This window comes from Sediminitomix flava, assembly GCF_003149185.1.
GTDB classification, from domain to species: Bacteria; Bacteroidota; Bacteroidia; order Cytophagales; family Flammeovirgaceae; genus Sediminitomix; species Sediminitomix flava.
In genome coordinates this window covers 1,389,935-1,406,794 of sequence record NZ_QGDO01000001.1, presented here as the reverse complement: position 1 = coordinate 1,406,794, position 16,860 = coordinate 1,389,935, and the positions used below count along the sequence as shown (strand labels likewise).

The 16,860-nt window shown below is 35.4% G+C and carries 15 protein-coding genes; 9 read left to right on the top strand and 6 right to left on the bottom strand.

Annotation, left to right across the window (positions count from 1 at the left end; translation table 11 throughout):
• Positions 1-220 precede the first annotated feature (220 nt).
• The 6 genes from BC781_RS05320 (at position 221) to BC781_RS05295 (ending at position 7,316) form a co-directional block, all read left to right on the top strand.
• Positions 221-889, top strand: coding sequence for a ClpP family protease (locus tag BC781_RS05320; protein ID WP_109616183.1), 669 nt, complete (start codon positions 221-223; stop codon positions 887-889).
• A 260-nt stretch (positions 890-1,149) separates the two neighbouring features.
• On the top strand, positions 1,150-2,379 hold the full coding sequence (clpX, locus tag BC781_RS05315; RefSeq protein WP_109616182.1) for an ATP-dependent Clp protease ATP-binding subunit ClpX: 1,230 nt from the start codon (positions 1,150-1,152) through the stop codon (positions 2,377-2,379).
• A 51-nt stretch (positions 2,380-2,430) separates the two neighbouring features.
• On the top strand, positions 2,431-2,754 hold the full coding sequence (locus tag BC781_RS05310; protein WP_109616181.1) for a YbaB/EbfC family nucleoid-associated protein: 324 nt from the start codon (positions 2,431-2,433) through the stop codon (positions 2,752-2,754).
• A gap of 112 nt (positions 2,755-2,866) precedes the next feature.
• Positions 2,867-3,892: a glycosyltransferase family 2 protein gene (locus BC781_RS05305; protein WP_109616180.1), complete on the top strand. Its 1,026-nt coding sequence runs from the start codon at positions 2,867-2,869 to the stop codon at positions 3,890-3,892.
• A gap of 402 nt (positions 3,893-4,294) precedes the next feature.
• A complete protein-coding gene (locus BC781_RS05300) occupies positions 4,295-6,106 on the top strand; it encodes a tetratricopeptide repeat protein (RefSeq protein WP_109616179.1) in 1,812 nt (603 codons plus the stop codon).
• A 229-nt stretch (positions 6,107-6,335) separates the two neighbouring features.
• Complete coding sequence (locus tag BC781_RS05295) at positions 6,336-7,316, top strand: pyruvate dehydrogenase complex E1 component subunit beta (protein WP_109616178.1); 981 nt, start codon at positions 6,336-6,338, stop codon at positions 7,314-7,316.
• A gap of 141 nt (positions 7,317-7,457) precedes the next feature.
• Here BC781_RS05295 and BC781_RS25570 read toward each other — a convergent pair whose 3' ends face one another.
• From BC781_RS25570 to BC781_RS05285, 3 genes are all read right to left on the bottom strand, one after another.
• Entirely contained in the window at positions 7,458-7,607 is a 150-nt protein-coding gene (locus BC781_RS25570; protein ID WP_170123101.1) for a hypothetical protein, read from the bottom strand.
• 93 nt (positions 7,608-7,700) lie between these two features.
• Positions 7,701-9,092 carry an MATE family efflux transporter gene (locus BC781_RS05290; RefSeq protein ID WP_109616177.1) on the bottom strand — a complete coding sequence of 464 codons (1,392 nt, stop codon included), beginning with the start codon at positions 9,090-9,092 and terminating at the stop codon, positions 7,701-7,703.
• Between the two features lie 104 nt (positions 9,093-9,196).
• On the bottom strand, positions 9,197-10,297 hold the full coding sequence (locus BC781_RS05285) for a DUF1573 domain-containing protein (protein ID WP_109616176.1): 1,101 nt from the start codon (positions 10,295-10,297) through the stop codon (positions 9,197-9,199).
• Between the two features lie 380 nt (positions 10,298-10,677).
• Here BC781_RS05285 and BC781_RS05280 point away from each other — a divergent pair, with 380 nt between their 5' ends.
• Entirely contained in the window at positions 10,678-11,247 is a 570-nt protein-coding gene (locus BC781_RS05280; RefSeq protein WP_109616175.1) for a SiaB family protein kinase, read from the top strand.
• A gap of 11 nt (positions 11,248-11,258) precedes the next feature.
• Complete coding sequence (locus BC781_RS05275) at positions 11,259-11,642, top strand: DUF1987 domain-containing protein (protein WP_109616174.1); 384 nt, start codon at positions 11,259-11,261, stop codon at positions 11,640-11,642.
• A 107-nt stretch (positions 11,643-11,749) separates the two neighbouring features.
• Here BC781_RS05275 and BC781_RS05270 read toward each other — a convergent pair whose 3' ends face one another.
• Positions 11,750-12,175 (bottom strand): (4Fe-4S)-binding protein, encoded by a 426-nt coding sequence (locus BC781_RS05270; RefSeq protein ID WP_109616173.1) that lies wholly within the window; start codon positions 12,173-12,175, stop codon positions 11,750-11,752.
• A 135-nt stretch (positions 12,176-12,310) separates the two neighbouring features.
• Between BC781_RS05270 and BC781_RS05265 the strand changes: the two genes are divergently transcribed.
• Positions 12,311-15,295, top strand: coding sequence for a M16 family metallopeptidase (locus BC781_RS05265; RefSeq protein WP_109616172.1), 2,985 nt, complete (start codon positions 12,311-12,313; stop codon positions 15,293-15,295).
• A gap of 295 nt (positions 15,296-15,590) precedes the next feature.
• On the opposite strand, the gene BC781_RS05260 is transcribed toward BC781_RS05265, so the two are convergent.
• Together BC781_RS05260 and BC781_RS05255 are read right to left on the bottom strand one after the other, a co-directional pair.
• Positions 15,591-16,313, bottom strand: a complete 723-nt coding sequence (locus BC781_RS05260; RefSeq protein WP_158281399.1) for an OmpA family protein — start codon at positions 16,311-16,313, stop codon at positions 15,591-15,593.
• A gap of 206 nt (positions 16,314-16,519) precedes the next feature.
• Entirely contained in the window at positions 16,520-16,819 is a 300-nt protein-coding gene (locus BC781_RS05255) for a muconolactone Delta-isomerase family protein (protein WP_109616170.1), read from the bottom strand.
• Positions 16,820-16,860 lie beyond the last annotated feature (41 nt).

Here is a 16,860-nt window from a genome sequence, read left to right as displayed (position 1 = left end):
ATTTCTGATAAAAGTTCAGAAATCACAACTTTAAAGTGTTACTTTAAAAAGCTTAAAGTAGAACAAATCTAGAATCATTGGGTTATTGCTTCGTTGATAGGTCAAAATTTCTAAATTTGTAGAAGGGGCAACTAGATAAGTTTTATTTTTTACGAGACTTATTTTAATCCAACAAAAATCTAAGCTGAAACCATATTTCTTCATATAATATTTGAATCAGATGAATTATAGAGACGAATTCAGAAAATTTGCTATAAAAGACCAAGGTATCTCTAGTATTAAGATGGATACTTATTTTGGTCAAGTAGATAATATGACTAGAACTGTAATTGAAGAAAGAGAAAGAAGATTTGCAGAAATCGATGTATTTTCTCGCTTGATTGCAGATCGTATTATCTTTTTAGGAACTGCTGTTGATGACTATGTTTCAAATATCATTGTAGCTCAATTGCTATTTTTAGAGTCTCTTGATGCTAAGAAAGATGTTTTGATGTATATCAATAGCCCTGGAGGTTCTGTTTATGCAGGATTAGGTATTTATGATACTATGCAGTACGTAAAGCCAGATGTAGCTACTATTTGTACTGGTCTTGCAGCTTCAATGGGTGCTGTACTACTTTGTGCTGGTGCAGAAGGAAAGCGTTCTGCTCTTCCTCATTCTCGTATCATGATTCACCAACCACTAGGAGGTGCTCAAGGTCAAGCTTCAGATATTGAAATCACAGCTCGTGAAATTCAAAAGTTGAAAAAGGAGCTTTATGAGATCATTGCAAAGCACTCAGGACAAACTTATGATAAAGTTTGGGCGGATTCAGATCGTGACTATTGGATGCGTTCTGCCGAAGCAAAAGAGTACGGTTTGATTGATGAGGTTCTAATCAGAGAATAGACCTATTTCCTTTCTATTCTCAAGGAGAAGTTTCTTCAATTAAAAACCGAAATCTTAGGATAAAAAGGATCCATATAATATTATTTAATATGCAGACTCTGCAAACTGGGAACTACACAAAATTTTATGTTATTTTGTTATCCAGTTTACAGAGTCTGTGTTTATTGAAATGGATAGGACGAAAAAACTGTTTGAAATAATAAATCGTTATCAGTAAGGTAATCCTGTATAGGACTGCCATCGTAATAAACCTCGATTGGATGAAAGGTAATGTATGTTCGTTTTGTGGGGCTCCGAGAGAAACGGTAGAATTAATGGTCTCAGGGCAAAATGCTCAAATTTGTAATAATTGTATTGATCAAGTTCATCAGATTCTTCTAGAAGAGAGGAAGTCTAAGAAAGATAAACCCTCAGATCTTAATTTAGTACCACCTTTAGAGCTGAAAAAGCATCTAGATGAGTATGTGATCGGACAAGAAAAAGCCAAAAGAGTACTTACTGTAGCTGTTTATAATCATTATAAGCGTTTAATGCAGCCAAAAAGTCAAGATGATGTAGTGATTGAAAAATCAAACATCATTATGGTTGGTGAAACGGGTACAGGTAAAACCCTTTTAGCTAAGTCATTAGCAAAAGCTTTACAAGTTCCTTTCTGTATTGCAGATGCTACTGTGATTACTGAGGCTGGATATGTAGGTGAAGATGTTGAAACAATTCTTACAAGACTTTTACAAGCAGCAGACTATAATGTAGAAGCTGCAGAAAGAGGAATTGTATATATAGATGAAATAGATAAGATTGCTAGAAAGTCTGATAACCCTTCAATTACAAGAGATGTAAGTGGAGAAGGTGTTCAGCAAGCAATGTTGAAACTTCTAGAGGGTACTATTGTGAATGTACCACCTCAAGGAGGTAGAAAGCACCCTGAGCAGAAGATGATTCAGGTGAACACTGAAAATATCTTATTTATTTGTGGTGGTGCTTTTAGTGGTATTCAAGATTTGATTGCATCGAGATTGAATACTAGACCTATTGGTTTTGGAGGAGACTCTCATATCATGTCTGACCTAGAAAGGCATGAGTTATTGGAGTTCGTAACTGCTCAAGATATTAAGCATTTCGGACTTATTCCTGAATTAATAGGACGTCTTCCTGTAGTAACTCATCTTAAACCATTGGATGAAGAAGCTCTGAAAATGATTTTAACGAAGCCTAAGAATGCTTTGACAAAACAATATCAGAAGTTATTCCAAATGGAAGATATCGAGCTTGAGTTCTCAGAGGAAGCAATCGATTACATCGTAGATAAAGCAATGGACTTTAACCTTGGAGCTAGAGGTTTGAGAGGTATTTGCGAAGCTATTATGCTTGATGCGATGTATGAGGTTCCATCGGATAAATCGAAGAAAAAACTTGTTATTGATAAAGAATACGCTAAAACCCATTTTGAAGCATCAGGTGAAGCTCAAAAACTAAAGTATTCTTCTTAATCATTTGTCTTGAAAAAAGACAAAGGCATATAATTACTAAAGCAACCTAATATGGATTTTATGAAAATGCTTGGCCAAATGCGTGAAGTACAGGCCAAACTTAAAGAAGTTCAAGACAATCTAGTACACGTTACAGCTGACGGAGAAGCAGGTGGTGGAATGGTAAAAGCTACAGTGAATGGGAAAAAACAAGTAATCAAATTGGATATTGACCCAGAACTTTGCAGACCAGATGATAAAGAGGTTCTTCAAGATCTTATTGTAGCGGCAATCAACAAGGCATTGGACGAAGTTGAAGGATTAGCTCAAGAAGAACTTCAAAAGCATACACAAGGAATGATGCCAAATATCCCAGGAATGAACTTTGGAGGATAATTGATATTTTTCAGAAGTTATTCAAAACAAGAAGACTTGATGCAGCGAGCGTCAAGTCTTTTTTTGTATTTTTGAGTGAATAAATTTTCACTTGACGATAACCTATTTTACTTTGAATACAAAAGATGTTGCTGTTGTAATTCTTAATTACAATGGAAAAAACTTTTTAGAGCAATTTTTACCTGCAGTGTGTCAGTTTAGTGGTGACGCAAAAATAGTGGTAGCAGATAATAATTCATCTGATGAATCGATTCCTTTCTTAGAAAAACAATATTCTGGAAAAGTAGATATTATTCGCATATCGGAAAATTTAGGTTTCTGTGGAGGGTATAACTATGCGTTAAAGAAAATTGAATCAAAGTATTATGTGCTTCTGAACTCAGATGTAGAGGTGACGCCAAATTGGTTAAACCCTTTATTGGAAGTTATGGAAAAGCACACCAATGTAGCAGCTTGCCAACCGAAAATTAAATACTATTCAGATAAATCAAAGTTTGAATACGCAGGAGCTGCAGGTGGTTTCATGGACAAATGGGGGTATCCATATTGTAGAGGTAGATTATTTGAAACTTTGGAAAGTGATAATGGTCAGTATGATGAGGAAGGAGAGATCTTTTGGGCCACAGGATGCTGTATGATGGTTCGATCTGAGTTATATCACAGACTTGGTGGCTTAGACGATGATTTTTTTGCTCATATGGAAGAAATAGACCTTTGTTGGCGAATGCTCAATAGAGGCTATAAAATCTACTATACCCCAGAAAGTGAAGTTTTCCATGTAGGAGGAGGAACGTTGAGTAAAGAAAGTCCTAGAAAGACTTATTTCAACTTTAGAAATAGTTTATTGGTTCTGTTGAAAAATTTGCCAGGTTCTTTACTATTTCCAATGATTTTTTGGCGAATGATATTAGATGGTGTAGCAGGAGTGAAATTCTTGGTAGAAGGAAAATTCGGACATTTTAGTGCGATTTTTAGAGCTCATTTATCGTTCTACACATATATCCGAAGAATTTGGAAAAAGCGTAATGATAAGTCTTCCAATAAAAAATTGGGATATGAGCAATTGAGTGATTTTTCAGTTGTCTATCAGTATTTCGCGAAGGGAGTTCGAACCTTCTCTGCTCTCAATAAAAAATAACGATTTTTTAGCATCTAGCCTCAATTTCTAAACTTATGCTAATAGAGCTATATAAAGCTTAAAAAAAAGGAAATTGTCCGATGCATTGTGGATAAAATATTTTATCTTTCCTTGAATTTTTTGTGAGATAATAAGAATTAATATTAACTACAATTTCTTTGTCAAATACCGATATTTAGAATAATCAGAATTGAAATATTCTCTTTTAATGGATTATTTTTTAAAGAATTGAGTTTTTTCTTTAAAAATGTTAAAAAAGCATAGTCCATGCGGGATAAAGGTATTGAGGTCGTGTGAAAAGTTAATATCTTGCTGTGAAATTGTATTATAAGTTGAGACTAATTATCTACAAACTATTTTACATCCCCTTAGAGTCAGAATAAATTAGAAAATAAGACTGTTATGAACAAGTACACAAGCGTTTTGTCTTCGGTATTGGTTGCAGGTTCTCTGATGCTCACTAACTGTGGTGTTGATGTTCAGAAACTAGCTGATGAGCAAGAGTTTACAATTGTCCCTTCTCCACTAGAGCTACACGGTGATTCTGTGTTGTTTACGGCGAAAGCAAAACTTCCAGCAAAAATGTTGAAGCCTGGATACACTTATGATTTGGATCTATCTTACCTTCCAGTAAACGGAGAGTCAGTAGAGCTTGATCGCGTATCTTTCAAAGGTGACGACTACGAAAATCAGCCAGAGACTTACCAACCAGAAGTTTCAAAAGATTTCGGATTTGCTTACCAAGATTCTTACAAGAGAGGTCACGTACAGTACAAAGCTGTGATCACTAAAGATGCTAATGGAAAATCAAAAGAGACTCCATTGGTAGATACTCCTAACGGAGGTGCTGGTATCATTACTACTTCAAGATTGGTACAGCCTGTATTTATGCCAAATTATGCTCCTCACGGATACATTACTGCTGAAGAATATAATCCTGAAACTGTTGAGTTCTTCTTCTTGCAAGGAAGCTCAGCTTTGAGATGGTCTGAAATGAATGGCGAGGATGGTAAGAAGCTTAAAGAATATGTTAAAGCTTACAACCCAACTCGTACAGTAACGCTTGAGGGTATGCACTCTCCTGAAGGTCCTACAGATGTTAACACTAAGTTGGCAAACCAAAGACCTGAGGCTGTAAAGAGCTATTACGAGAAGCTTCAAAACAGATATAAAGCAGAAGAAGGAGAAGCTACTCCTGAATTCGTAGTGAAGCCAGTAGTTGAGAACTGGACTGAGTTCAAGAAACTTTTGGTCGAATCAGATAAATTTACTGATACTGAGAAAGACGAAATTCTTTCTATCGTAAATGGTGCTGGTGACTTCGTTTCTAAAGAATTGAAATTACAAGCATTGGGTTCTTACAAGAAACTATTCAAGTATGTTTACCCACCATTAAGAAACTCAAGAGCGGAGATTTTGAGAATCAAAGACAAATTGACTCCAGAAGAAATCTCAGCTAGAGCTCAAGCGATTGCTAGTGGTTCTGAAAGCGTAGAATCTCTTTCTACTCCAGAATTGCTTTATGCTGCAGACGTAGCTACTTCTTTGGAAGAAAAAGAAGCTATCTATTCTGCTGTAATCAAGAAAGATGCTGACGCTGCTGCATACAACAACTTAGGTGCTGTATACCTGGCAATGGCTAAAGCTGATGCTTCTAAAACTGCTGAAATGTTAGAGAAAGCTCTTCCTAACTTTGAAACAGCTGCTAAGAAGCAAGAAATGGCTGAAGCTTATGCTAACATTGCTGGTGTTAAATTGATGATGGGTGATGTTGCTGGAGCGAAAGCTGCTGCTGACAAAGCTGCTACATTCAACAACCCTGCAGTGAACCAAACAGTAAATGCTGTTAAAGGATACGATGCCATTGTTGCTGGTAAATATGACGAGGCTATCAAAGCATTGTCTTCTGCAGGTAACGATTCAGGTGTATTGTACAACAAAGCACTTGCTTACTTGTTGAAATCTTCAAAAGAAAACTCTGAAGATTATTCAAGAGCTGCTGCTACAATCAAAGAAGCTATTGCTGCTCAACCAACTGCTTATGCTAACTATGTTGCTGCTGTTACAGCTGCAAGACAAGGTAAAGCTGACGATGCAGTTAAATTCTTGGCTGATGCGGTTAAAGCTGATTCTTCTTTGAAAGACGCTGCTAAAGAGGACCTTGAGTTCAGAGCAATGTTCGAAGACGCTAAATTCACTGAAATTTTGAACTAATTCTTCAAATTTTCATAAAATAATAGGCCTCTCTACAAACAGTAGAGAGGCTTTTTTTGTTATTCCTTAGTATTATAGCAAACAAATCTTCTTAGAAGGGGAAACTGTTTTTTCTCCAATAAGATATTACCAAAATCTAAGCACAATTTTTTTGTTTTTGGGGAAACCATTAACTTGTGTTTGAAAACGAAAGATAATAACAATAAGCGATTAAAATTCGAGTGACAATATGAGAGTTATTCAGTTTAGAGAAGCCCTTAGAGAGGCTATGAGCGAAGAGATGAGACGTGACGAAGGCGTCTTTCTAATGGGTGAAGAGGTAGCAGAATACAATGGTGCTTATAAGGTTTCTCAAGGTATGTTGGATGAGTTCGGTCCAGACCGAGTTCTAGATACACCTATTACGGAACTAGGTTTTTCAGGTATCGGTGTCGGTGCTGCCATGAATGGCTTAAGACCTATCGTAGAGTTCATGACATTTAACTTCTCTCTAGTTGCGATTGATCAAATCATCAACTCTGCAGCAAAGATGAATTCAATGTCAGGAGGACAATACCAAGTGCCTATCGTATTTAGAGGTGCTACAGGTAATGCTGGACAGTTGGCTGCTCAGCACTCGCAAAACTTTGAAAACTGGTATGCAAATACTCCAGGTTTGAAAGTTGTTGTTCCTTCAAACCCTAAAGATGCAAAAGGTCTTTTGAAAGCATCTATTCGTGATAACGATCCTGTTATCTTCATGGAATCAGAATTGATGTATGGAGATAAGGGTGAAGTTCCAGAAAGCGAATATATTATTCCTATCGGAGTAGCAGAAGTAGTTAAAACAGGAGAGGATGTTACGCTTGTATCATTTGGTAAAATGATGAAGGTAGCAAATGCTGCTGCTGAAGAAGCTGCTAAGGAAGGGATTAATGTTGAGGTTATTGACCTTAAGACAGTAAGACCTATCGATTACGCTACAATCATCAATTCAGTGAAAAAGACTAACCGTCTGATCATTGTTGAAGAGGCTTGGCCACTATCATCTTTGGCTACTGAGATTGGGTTCTACGTTCAAAGACATGCTTTTGATCACCTAGATTCACCAATCATCCGTATCAACAACAAAGATGTACCTCTAGGATATGCTCCTACATTGATTGAGGCAACTCTACCAAATGTTGAGCGTACAATGGAAGCAATCAAAAGAGTTACTTACAAACTCTAGTAAGATATAAAGCTTGAAAAGCGAGAAACCTACTTCATTCATTTGAGGTAGGTTTTTTATTTTTTCATCTAAAATTAGATATAAAAAAAGAGCTACCTTTTTTATAAAAAGGTAGCCCTATATTTCTTTCAAAAATGCTAATTACTTAGCAGCTTCGAATGATTTTTTGATCTCCTCGATATCCACTTTCTTGATCACTGGTTTAGCGCTCATTCTTTGGATAGTATTTTGAAGAGCGATCGCTCTCATTTTGTTACGACGATCTTTTCTTACAAGTTTAGTAGAAGCCATTACTCTATTATTTATAATTGCTTAAAATCATGTATAAATTCCGAAACGCAAAGATATGACTTTTTAGAAGAATCTCAAATACAATCTCTTTATTTATGCGAATGTGTTTAAAACCTCAGTTTCAGTATCCACAGTTCTAGCTTTGCTCATTCGTTTCGTGACTAGTTCAAAACGAGTAATAAGTAGGATAGAAGCTGCTGTAAGTCCCACTAAGAAGCCGACCCAAACACCAATTTCTTTTAGATCTGAATTCATTGCTAAAAAGTAACTAATAGGTAGAGAGATTCCCCAATATGCAATACCCGCAATGAGAGTAGGGATTTTTACATCAGAAATTCCTCTTAGAGCACCAGCACTCATTACTTGGAGTCCATCACAGAATTGGAATAGAGCTGCAATAAACATCATCTTACTTGCTACAGCAATTACAGCTTCATCTGTTGTGTGGAGAAGTATAATCTGATCTCTGAAAATAAGGAAGATCATAGCCCAGAACCCCATGATGAAAACAGCAATATGATAACCTGCATGGGCAGCCTCTCTCATTTTCTCAATATTACCTTGCCCTTTTAGCATACTTGTACGAATAGTCACAGCTGTAGAAACACTATGTGCCATCATAAATGATGTACTTACTGCACCCATCGCGATTTGATGTGCTGCCAATTCAATACTTCCTATTTGCCCGACAATGATAGCTCCAATAGCAAATGCAGCTACTTCTAGCACAAATTGAAGTCCAATAGGAATACTTACTTTAAGAATTTGACTAATTGTAGCCTTATCAAACTCCCAAGTGAAGAACCCTTCAATATGGGATTTGAAGAATTTTGCCGAAAAGACATATAGCACCATTCCTAAAGCCATAAAGATCCTTGAGACCAATGTACCAATACCTGCACCGACTAAGCCTAGTTCTGGTGCTCCCCAGTTTCCGTAGATGAACATATAGTTCAACACGACATTTAATAAGTTACCTAAGATCGTAAATATCATAGCTGGCTTAGTATTCGATAAACCTTCGGCAAACTGCTTACAGGTAAAGAAGACTAATAATGGTATAATAGAGTATGATAGTAACTTATAATATGGTAAAGCTTGATTGACTACATCAGCAGGTTGCCCCATGTGGAATAGCAAAGGCTGAATAATTAGAAATGCGATCAAAAGAATAATAGATAGAGGAATATTCAAGGCAAAGCTATGTCTGAATAACTTTGAGAGTTTACTTCCTTTATTATTTCCATTTGATTCGCCGACCAATGGAGTTAAGCCAATACAGAATCCTATTCCGAATACAAATAAAATGTGAAATACACTTGATGAAAATGCAGCAGAAGCTAAAGACGTAGTATCATAATGCCCAATCATGGCATTATCTACAATTACAGTTAAGTTCTGCCCTACTTGTGAAATAATAACTGGTAAAGCCAGCTTGAGATTTGCTTTATAATGATCTCCGTACTTGGAAATTTGTGCTTTCATAAACTTAATTTTCAATCTCCCCACTAATCAGAAGACACAATAATTTTGAAAATAAAAAAGGCTATCTGGAAACAGATAGCCTTTTTCATGATAGAATAGTTACCTTATTTTCCACCTTCTTTTATATTACCCTCAATCCATAGAGTTGTTTCCGGCTGTTTAGGATCATTACAGATTACTGTAAGGCTTTTCTTTACATTACCTGGATGAGAACCAGCAGTGTAAGTCACCTCTATTTCTGTAGATTCACCAGCTTTCAAAACAGTTTTATTTGGCTTTGTAGCTGTACAACCGCAAGATGCTTTTGTTTTACGAATAAGTAAAACACTTTCACCTTCATTCGTAATTTTAAACATTGTGTGATTCTTGCTTCGTGGAGCAACATCACCAAAATTATGTCTTAATTCGCTGAAAGTAATTTTTGGTGCAGTACTCGCTTCTACCTCAGAGAAGTTCTCTTGAATGTGAGCACTTACATTTATTCTTTTCTCAGCATCTTCTGCATCATTTGTGACTAATTTGAAATGATCAAAAACATAACCCCAGTCTGCTTTCTCCGCTGCATCATACTTAAAACTCAATCGGAGTGTTTTATTCGGTTCAACTACATCCGATTCGCTAGTCATAGTAAGATGCTTAGGCAATTTTGTTGCTTCCATATCAATCTTGATAGGTTGCGAACCTTGGTTGTAAAGCACAGTTGAAGAAGTATCTGATTGGTCATGGAAAACTTTTCCGAAAGAGATGTAAGTTGTCTTAAATCTCAGATTACCGATTTCCATTGGGTAGATATCTTTTGGCCCTTTAGGACTAGGAGATACTTTACCACTTATTCTTAACACTGTTAATTCAGGGTCACCTGTACTTCTTACTGTTATCGTTTTCGTAAAAGCCCCTGGACGTTTTTTAGGATTGTATGAAACAGTGATCTCTCCGTCTTTATTCGGTAAAACAGGATCTTGAGTCCATTTCGGAGTGGTACAACCACAAGAAGCTTTTACGCTTGTAAGTTTAACAGGAGCATTTCCTGAATTCTTAAACTTGAAAATGTGTGTTACAGGTCCATTTTCTTCTTTAATATCACCGAAATTAAATGAGACCTCTTCAAATTCAACTTTTCCTTGAGCTTGTAGTTGTAATCCTATGAGTGAGAAGGCTACGATTAGGAATAGTTTTTTGATGGAGAATATATTACTTGTTTTCATACTCTTATATGATATACAATTATTTTTTTCTGGATGAGCTATTTCTGTAGCTAGAACAAAAAGACAGCTTTCTAAATAAAAATGCAAATTCAGAGGTTAACATTCAATATTACTAACTGAAAAAGACTGTATAAATCAATTTTTTATTAAAGGTTTTCATATAATAGTTTACATTTGTAGTTATTGTGTCTGAATTAGGGAACCAAAAAGAAAATAAAGTGATTAACTCTCTTATTTTCTCAGTTTTATCTAACATTTGGCATAAAAAATGCTATTCTACTAGATACTCTCATTGAGAAATATAAAAAAATATTATAATATTGAATGTCGGTGACGGTAGTAAGTCTTTAATTTGCTGGGAACAATAAAATTTTTGCTTTATGCAATTAGAAGAAACACAGAGAGAATTTTTTAGTCTCAAAACTTTTAAAGAACAACTTGGAGCACATCGTTTATCTCTTTCATTTCAAGGGATGTTCTCTCAAGATGTTTTGTCATTGATCGGGCATACGTTAAAGAATGCTCCAGATAGCCGTATCTTGAGTAAACGATTGTTTGGTTTGGTTGTTGAGATGGCTCAAAACATTCATCATTATTCAGCAGAGAAGGTATTCTCTGAAAAAGAACAAAGAGATATTGGTATAGGTGTTGTGGCTATAGGAGAGTCAGAAGAACATCATATCATCTGTTCAGGAAATTATGTTGAAAATAATGTAGTAGAACCAATGATCGAAAGAGCGAACTACATTAATCAATTATCTCCTGAAGAGTTAAAACAATTTTATAAAGAACAACGTCGAGCTCCTCAACGTAAGAATAAACCAGGTGCAAACTTAGGTTTCATTGAAATGGTTCGTAAATCTGTGAACCCAATCGATGTCCGAGTGGAGCAAGTTGATGATAAATTATCATTTTTTACACTTACCGTTAGAGTGAACAAGAATATATAAAAGGCAGAATTATGGAAAATTTCCACATCGAAAGTTCTACATACATACCACGCATTGACTTTGATGCTAATACAAATGTTCTTGAAATAGAGGGAGAATCTTATCATGAATATACAATTGAGTTCTTTCAACCTGTGTTTGAATGGCTTAAAGAGTATTTGTCTTCCCCTGAGCGTGAAATCACGTTCAATTTCAAAATGTCTTACTTCAATACGAGTTCGTCAAGACGTTTTCTTGAGATTTTGACTATGCTTGAAGATTACCAAACAGATAGCAATGGTAAGGTTACTATCAACTGGTACTATGAAGAAAGTGATATTGATATGCTTGAGAGTGGCGAAGAGTACGCAGATGATGTAAATATCAAATTCAATCTAATTCCTGTAACTGCTTAGGGAATTAGGTGCGAAATTTTATATAAAATATCACTCTCATCAGGATAATGTAAACAAGGCTACCCTTCAACTTGAAGGGTAGCCTTGTTCATTTCAGATTGTATTTTTTAATCTTCAAAATCAACTTTAGAATGTGATCCGTCACATAAAGGTTTATTCTGAGAAGCTCCACACCTACAAAAGGCACTAATTTTATTCATTCGTTTTATCGTGCCATCAGGAAGCGTGACTTCTAGTTCTCCATGAACCATAAGAGGACCTTTAGGTAATACTTCAACTTTAGTCAGTTCATCGTTAGTCGCTTCATCTTCTTTTCTTCCATCATTCCAATAATATTTTAAGGCACCAGAAGGACAAACTTTAACTTGAGCGACTATATCTTCAGAACTAGCATCTTCGGGGGTAATCCATGGGCGAGCATCAGGGTTAAAGACAGAAGGGAGTCCGTTTACACATTTCGCTGAATGAATACATTTTTCAGCTTCCCATACAATAGTAACTTCACCGTTTGTGTATTCTTTAATTTTTGACATTTGAGTTATAGTAAAGGGTTATTGATTAGTTGTAATCATCTCATTATTATTAATATAATGACTTTTTTTATCACAACAAATTCCCTAATTTAAACTTAACCAACCTAGAATAGTCACTATCTATTTTTTAGAAAAATGAAAAAAATTACTCTACTACTCATCGCTATGATGAGCATGTTTTTTGTCGGTTGTGATAAAGCTACCACTTCAGACAGTGTGAGTAGCTTTGAAACAAAAACGGCTACAGATGTCAATGGTTATAGTTATGAATATGTAACTAATGACCCCTTAAAAGCTAGAATCTATACCCTAGAAAATGGGCTGAAGGTTTACCTCAGTCAGTACAATGCTTCTCCACGTATACAAACTTATATTGCTGTAAAAGCAGGAGGGAAATACGATCCTGTGGACGCAACTGGTTTGGCTCACTACCTTGAGCATATGATGTTTAAAGGGACATCAAAGTTTGGTACTCAAGACTGGGAAAAGGAAAAAGTATTCTTAGACAGTATTGAACAAATGTTTGAGACGTATCGAACGATTAAAGACCCTGCTAAGCGAAAAGAATATTATTCAAAGATTGATAAGGTGAGTAATGAAGCTTCCAATTATGCTATTGCAAACGAGTATGATAAGCTTGTTTCCAATTTTGGAGCTAAAGGGACTAATGCTTATACAACTGAAGATCGTACGGTTTACGTGAATGACATCCCGTCAAATGAGCTTAACAAATGGCTTGAGTTGGAATCAGAAAGATTTAGCATGATTGTGAATCGTTTGTTCCACACAGAGCTTGAAGCCGTTTATGAGGAGAAAAATAGATCATTAGATAATGATTATTGGAAAGTGTATGAAGGTCTTGCAAAGAAAATGTTCCCAGATCATAAATATGGAACACAAACTGTAATCGGAACTATTGATCACCTTAAAAACCCTTCAATCACTAAAATCAGAGCATACTTCGATAAGTATTATATCCCTAATAATGTGGCAATCTGTTTGAGTGGTGATCTAGACTATGAATCAACAATCCAGCAAATAGATACTTACTTTGGGAAGTGGGAGAAGAAAGAGTTAACTCCTTACAAAATTCAACCTTCAGCTCCTTTAGCTTCAAATCAAGAAATAGAAGTCTTTGGTCCTAATGCTGAGTTTGTGACTCTAGGTTACAAATTCCCAGGAAATATGTCTGAAGAAAGAGTGACAGCAAAGCTTTGTGATATGATATTGAGTAATGCTACTGCGGGTTTAATTGACTTGAACTTGAAGCAATCTCAAAAAGTGATAGACCCTTCTTGTTATATCTGGGATAGTAATGATCACTCAGTACACGTTTTTTCGGGTACACCAAGAGAAGGTCAGAGTCTAGAAGAAGTAAAAGACTTACTAGTTGAGCAAATTGAAAAAGTAAAAAAAGGAGAGTTTGAAGATTGGTTGATTGATGCTATTGTTAATGACTTTAAGATCAGCAAGCTTAGAGAGTTAGAAAATAATGGTTCAAGAGCTCACCTTTTTGTAGATGCTTTTACAAACGATTTGGCTTGGTCTGACTACATCGATGATATTAATCAGATGAAATCATTATCAAAGCAAGATGTAATTGACTTTGCTAATAAGTATTATACGAATCATGTGGTAGCTTATAAGCGAACAGGAGAAGATCCGAATAAGCAAAAAGTTGAAAAGCCAGAAATCACACAAGTACAACTGAACAGAGATAAAGAATCAGCTTACTTGAAGACCTTGATCAACAAGCCTGCTGAACAACTTAAGCCTGTATTCTTAAACTATAAAGAAGATGTGGCTGTGAGTAATGTGAGAGAGGAAATTCCTGTATGGTCTAAGAAAAATGACGAGAATGACCTTTTCAAACTATACTATCAGATTGATAGAGGTAGCAATAATAATCCAACCTTGAAAATTGCAGTAGAATACCTGGAATATCTTGGAATACCTGGAATGAGCTCAGCAGATCTTAAGAAAGAATTCTATAAACTAGGGTGTAATTTTAATGTTTATGCTGGAGATGATAAGGTTTATATTTCATTGAATGGTTTAGATGAAAATATGGAGGCTGCTGTATCTCTTTTTGAAAAACTAATTAATGAGGCTGTTGGAGATGAAGAAGCTCTACGTCAAATGGTATCAGGAATTATCAAGAAAAGAGAAGATACACAAAAAGACAAACGTTCGATACTTTTCACAGGGTTGAACTCTTATGCGAAATATGGTTCTCATTCACCTTTAACGAATGTACTTTCAAATGAGCAACTGAAAAGTCTAAAAGCAGAAGAGTTGACCGATATTCTTCATAAGTTGACGAGTATGGAACATAAAGTTCTTTATTATGGTCCTCGTCAGCAAAATGAGTTGGTAGGAGTTCTTAAAGATCTTCATAAAGTTCCTACAGATGTAGCTTCTTTACCAGAACGTAAAGTTTTTCCAACCTTAGATATGGCTTCTCCACGAGTATTCTGGGTAGACTATGATATGGTACAGGCAGAGGTGATATTCCTAGCAAAAGCAGAAGGATATGATCCTAAACGTGAAGCAGCAGCAGCTTTATTTAATGAATACTTTGGAGGAAGTATGAGTTCTATTGTATTTACAGAAATGCGTGAGTCTAAGGCTTTAGCATATTCAGTATGGTCTCAGTACGCTGTAGCATCAGAGAAAATAAATAATGACTATATGTTTGCTTACATTGGTACTCAAGCTGATAAGCTAGAGAGTGCAATGGAAGGTATGACTAGTCTGTTGGAAAATCCTCCAAAAGAAGAAAAGGCATTTGAGATGGCAAAAACATCATTACTTAAAAAGTTAGAGAGTGAGCGTGTAATGAGAGATGCTGTTTTATTCAATTATGAAAATGCATTGAAAAAAGGTCTTGAAAAAGATATCAGAAAGGATATTTATGAAGCTGCCAGTAATATGACGATGGATGATGTTATGGCTTTCCATAAAGAGTTTATTCAAGGGAAAAAGTATAATATCGCGGTAGTAGGTAGCAAGGATAAATTGAAAATGGATGTCTTAGCTAAATATGGCGAAGTGAAGCAGTTAAATGTAGAAGATCTATTTGGTTTTGAGAAAGGGGTAGAAGTTATTCCAAGTAAATAAATAGAGTAGAGTGTTCTACCGTTAAATAAAACACCTCTTAGAAATCTCATTCTAAGAGGTGTTTTTTATGGGAGTTAGTCGAGAAGAAGAGTCTTTAGTTTTAAAATGAGTAATTCTAAAAGGGAAGGAAGGAGAGTGTGTATTAAGTTAGCCTTTGATTTTTTAGACGATTAAGCGTTTGATACTTCTTTGTAACTAACAGAACTAAAGTTTAGAGTTTGTCAATTTTCAATCAGAAAATAAAAAAGCCATTGTATGACTACAATGGCTTTTTTATTTCAAGAAGAATATCTTCTTAGTTTATTTTAATCAGAGATACACGTCTGTTTTTCAAACGTCCTTCTTTTGTATCGTTAGGAGCGACAGGGTGAGTATCTCCCCAACCTTTTGTCTGCATACGACTAGGGTCAACACCTTGTAGCACTAAAGCTCTTTTTACTGACTTAGCTCTTTCTTCAGATAAGGTCATGTTGTCCTGATGGTCTCCGACATTATCTGTGTGCCCTTCAATACTAATAGAAAGTTTTGGGACTTTACGCATAAATTTAGCAACTTCTTCAATGATCTGTTGTGAACTCTCAGACAAGTTTGCACTACCAGAAGAGAAGCTAATGTAAAGGTCAACTTCACCTGAGCTAGTTAGCTTATCAAGTAAACTTTGTGAATCTTTTGCACCTTGGAAATCTTTCTTTTCAAGAACAGAAAGCGTATAAGAAGCTCCTTCATCATACACTTGAATTACACACCAATATTCTTTCTCGTTAGAAACAACATTGAATGTAGCTACATCTTCACCCTTAAAAAAAGTATGACCTCTCAAACTCTTTATCTTTTCAAAGTATCTATAAAGAATTTGTTTTGCTTTAGGTGTTTGAGAATATTGTCCTCCGCTATTATACTTAAAAGCTGCAAAAGTTTTATCTCCACCTATAGTCAAATATTCAACTTCACTTACAGGGAATTCTATTTCATCAAATTTAGTTTCAGTGTAGACCAATTCATAATTTGGTGATTTCATTATGAACGGGTTGTTTTCCACTTGTGCTAGTGTTTTTTCTCCTATACCCAAGAGAAAGATAGTACCTATCAAAAAGAAAAAAAATCTCATTTTTATGAAAGGTTATAAATCAATTAATCCTTTTTTTGTTACAGATTTAGCAAAAACCAGACCCTGTTAGTATGTGAGCTCAATAATTTCTTGAAATACTTATATTTTATTCCGAATTAGTTAAGTGAAAAACTAGGAATGTCTATCGGTTTTTGCTCATGAACCGATAAAGTAAATATATCAAACTCTACAAAGTCAATGATCGGCAATGTTGATAAGTATTCGAGTGCTTCACTTTTTTCTTCAGCTTCAAATACTAACCATATTTTGTTGTCTTCAAATGATTCAGAATAACTGACCAAAGTTCCTGACATAATCATCTCTTCAATACGGTGATGATGAAGAGTAAGAACATCTTCGAATTGATCGCTTAAGTTTTCTGGTAAATCTATTTCTATTAAATATTTAGTGTTCATAAAGGGATTCTTTAGTCAGGAAATTATGTAATTAGGTATGC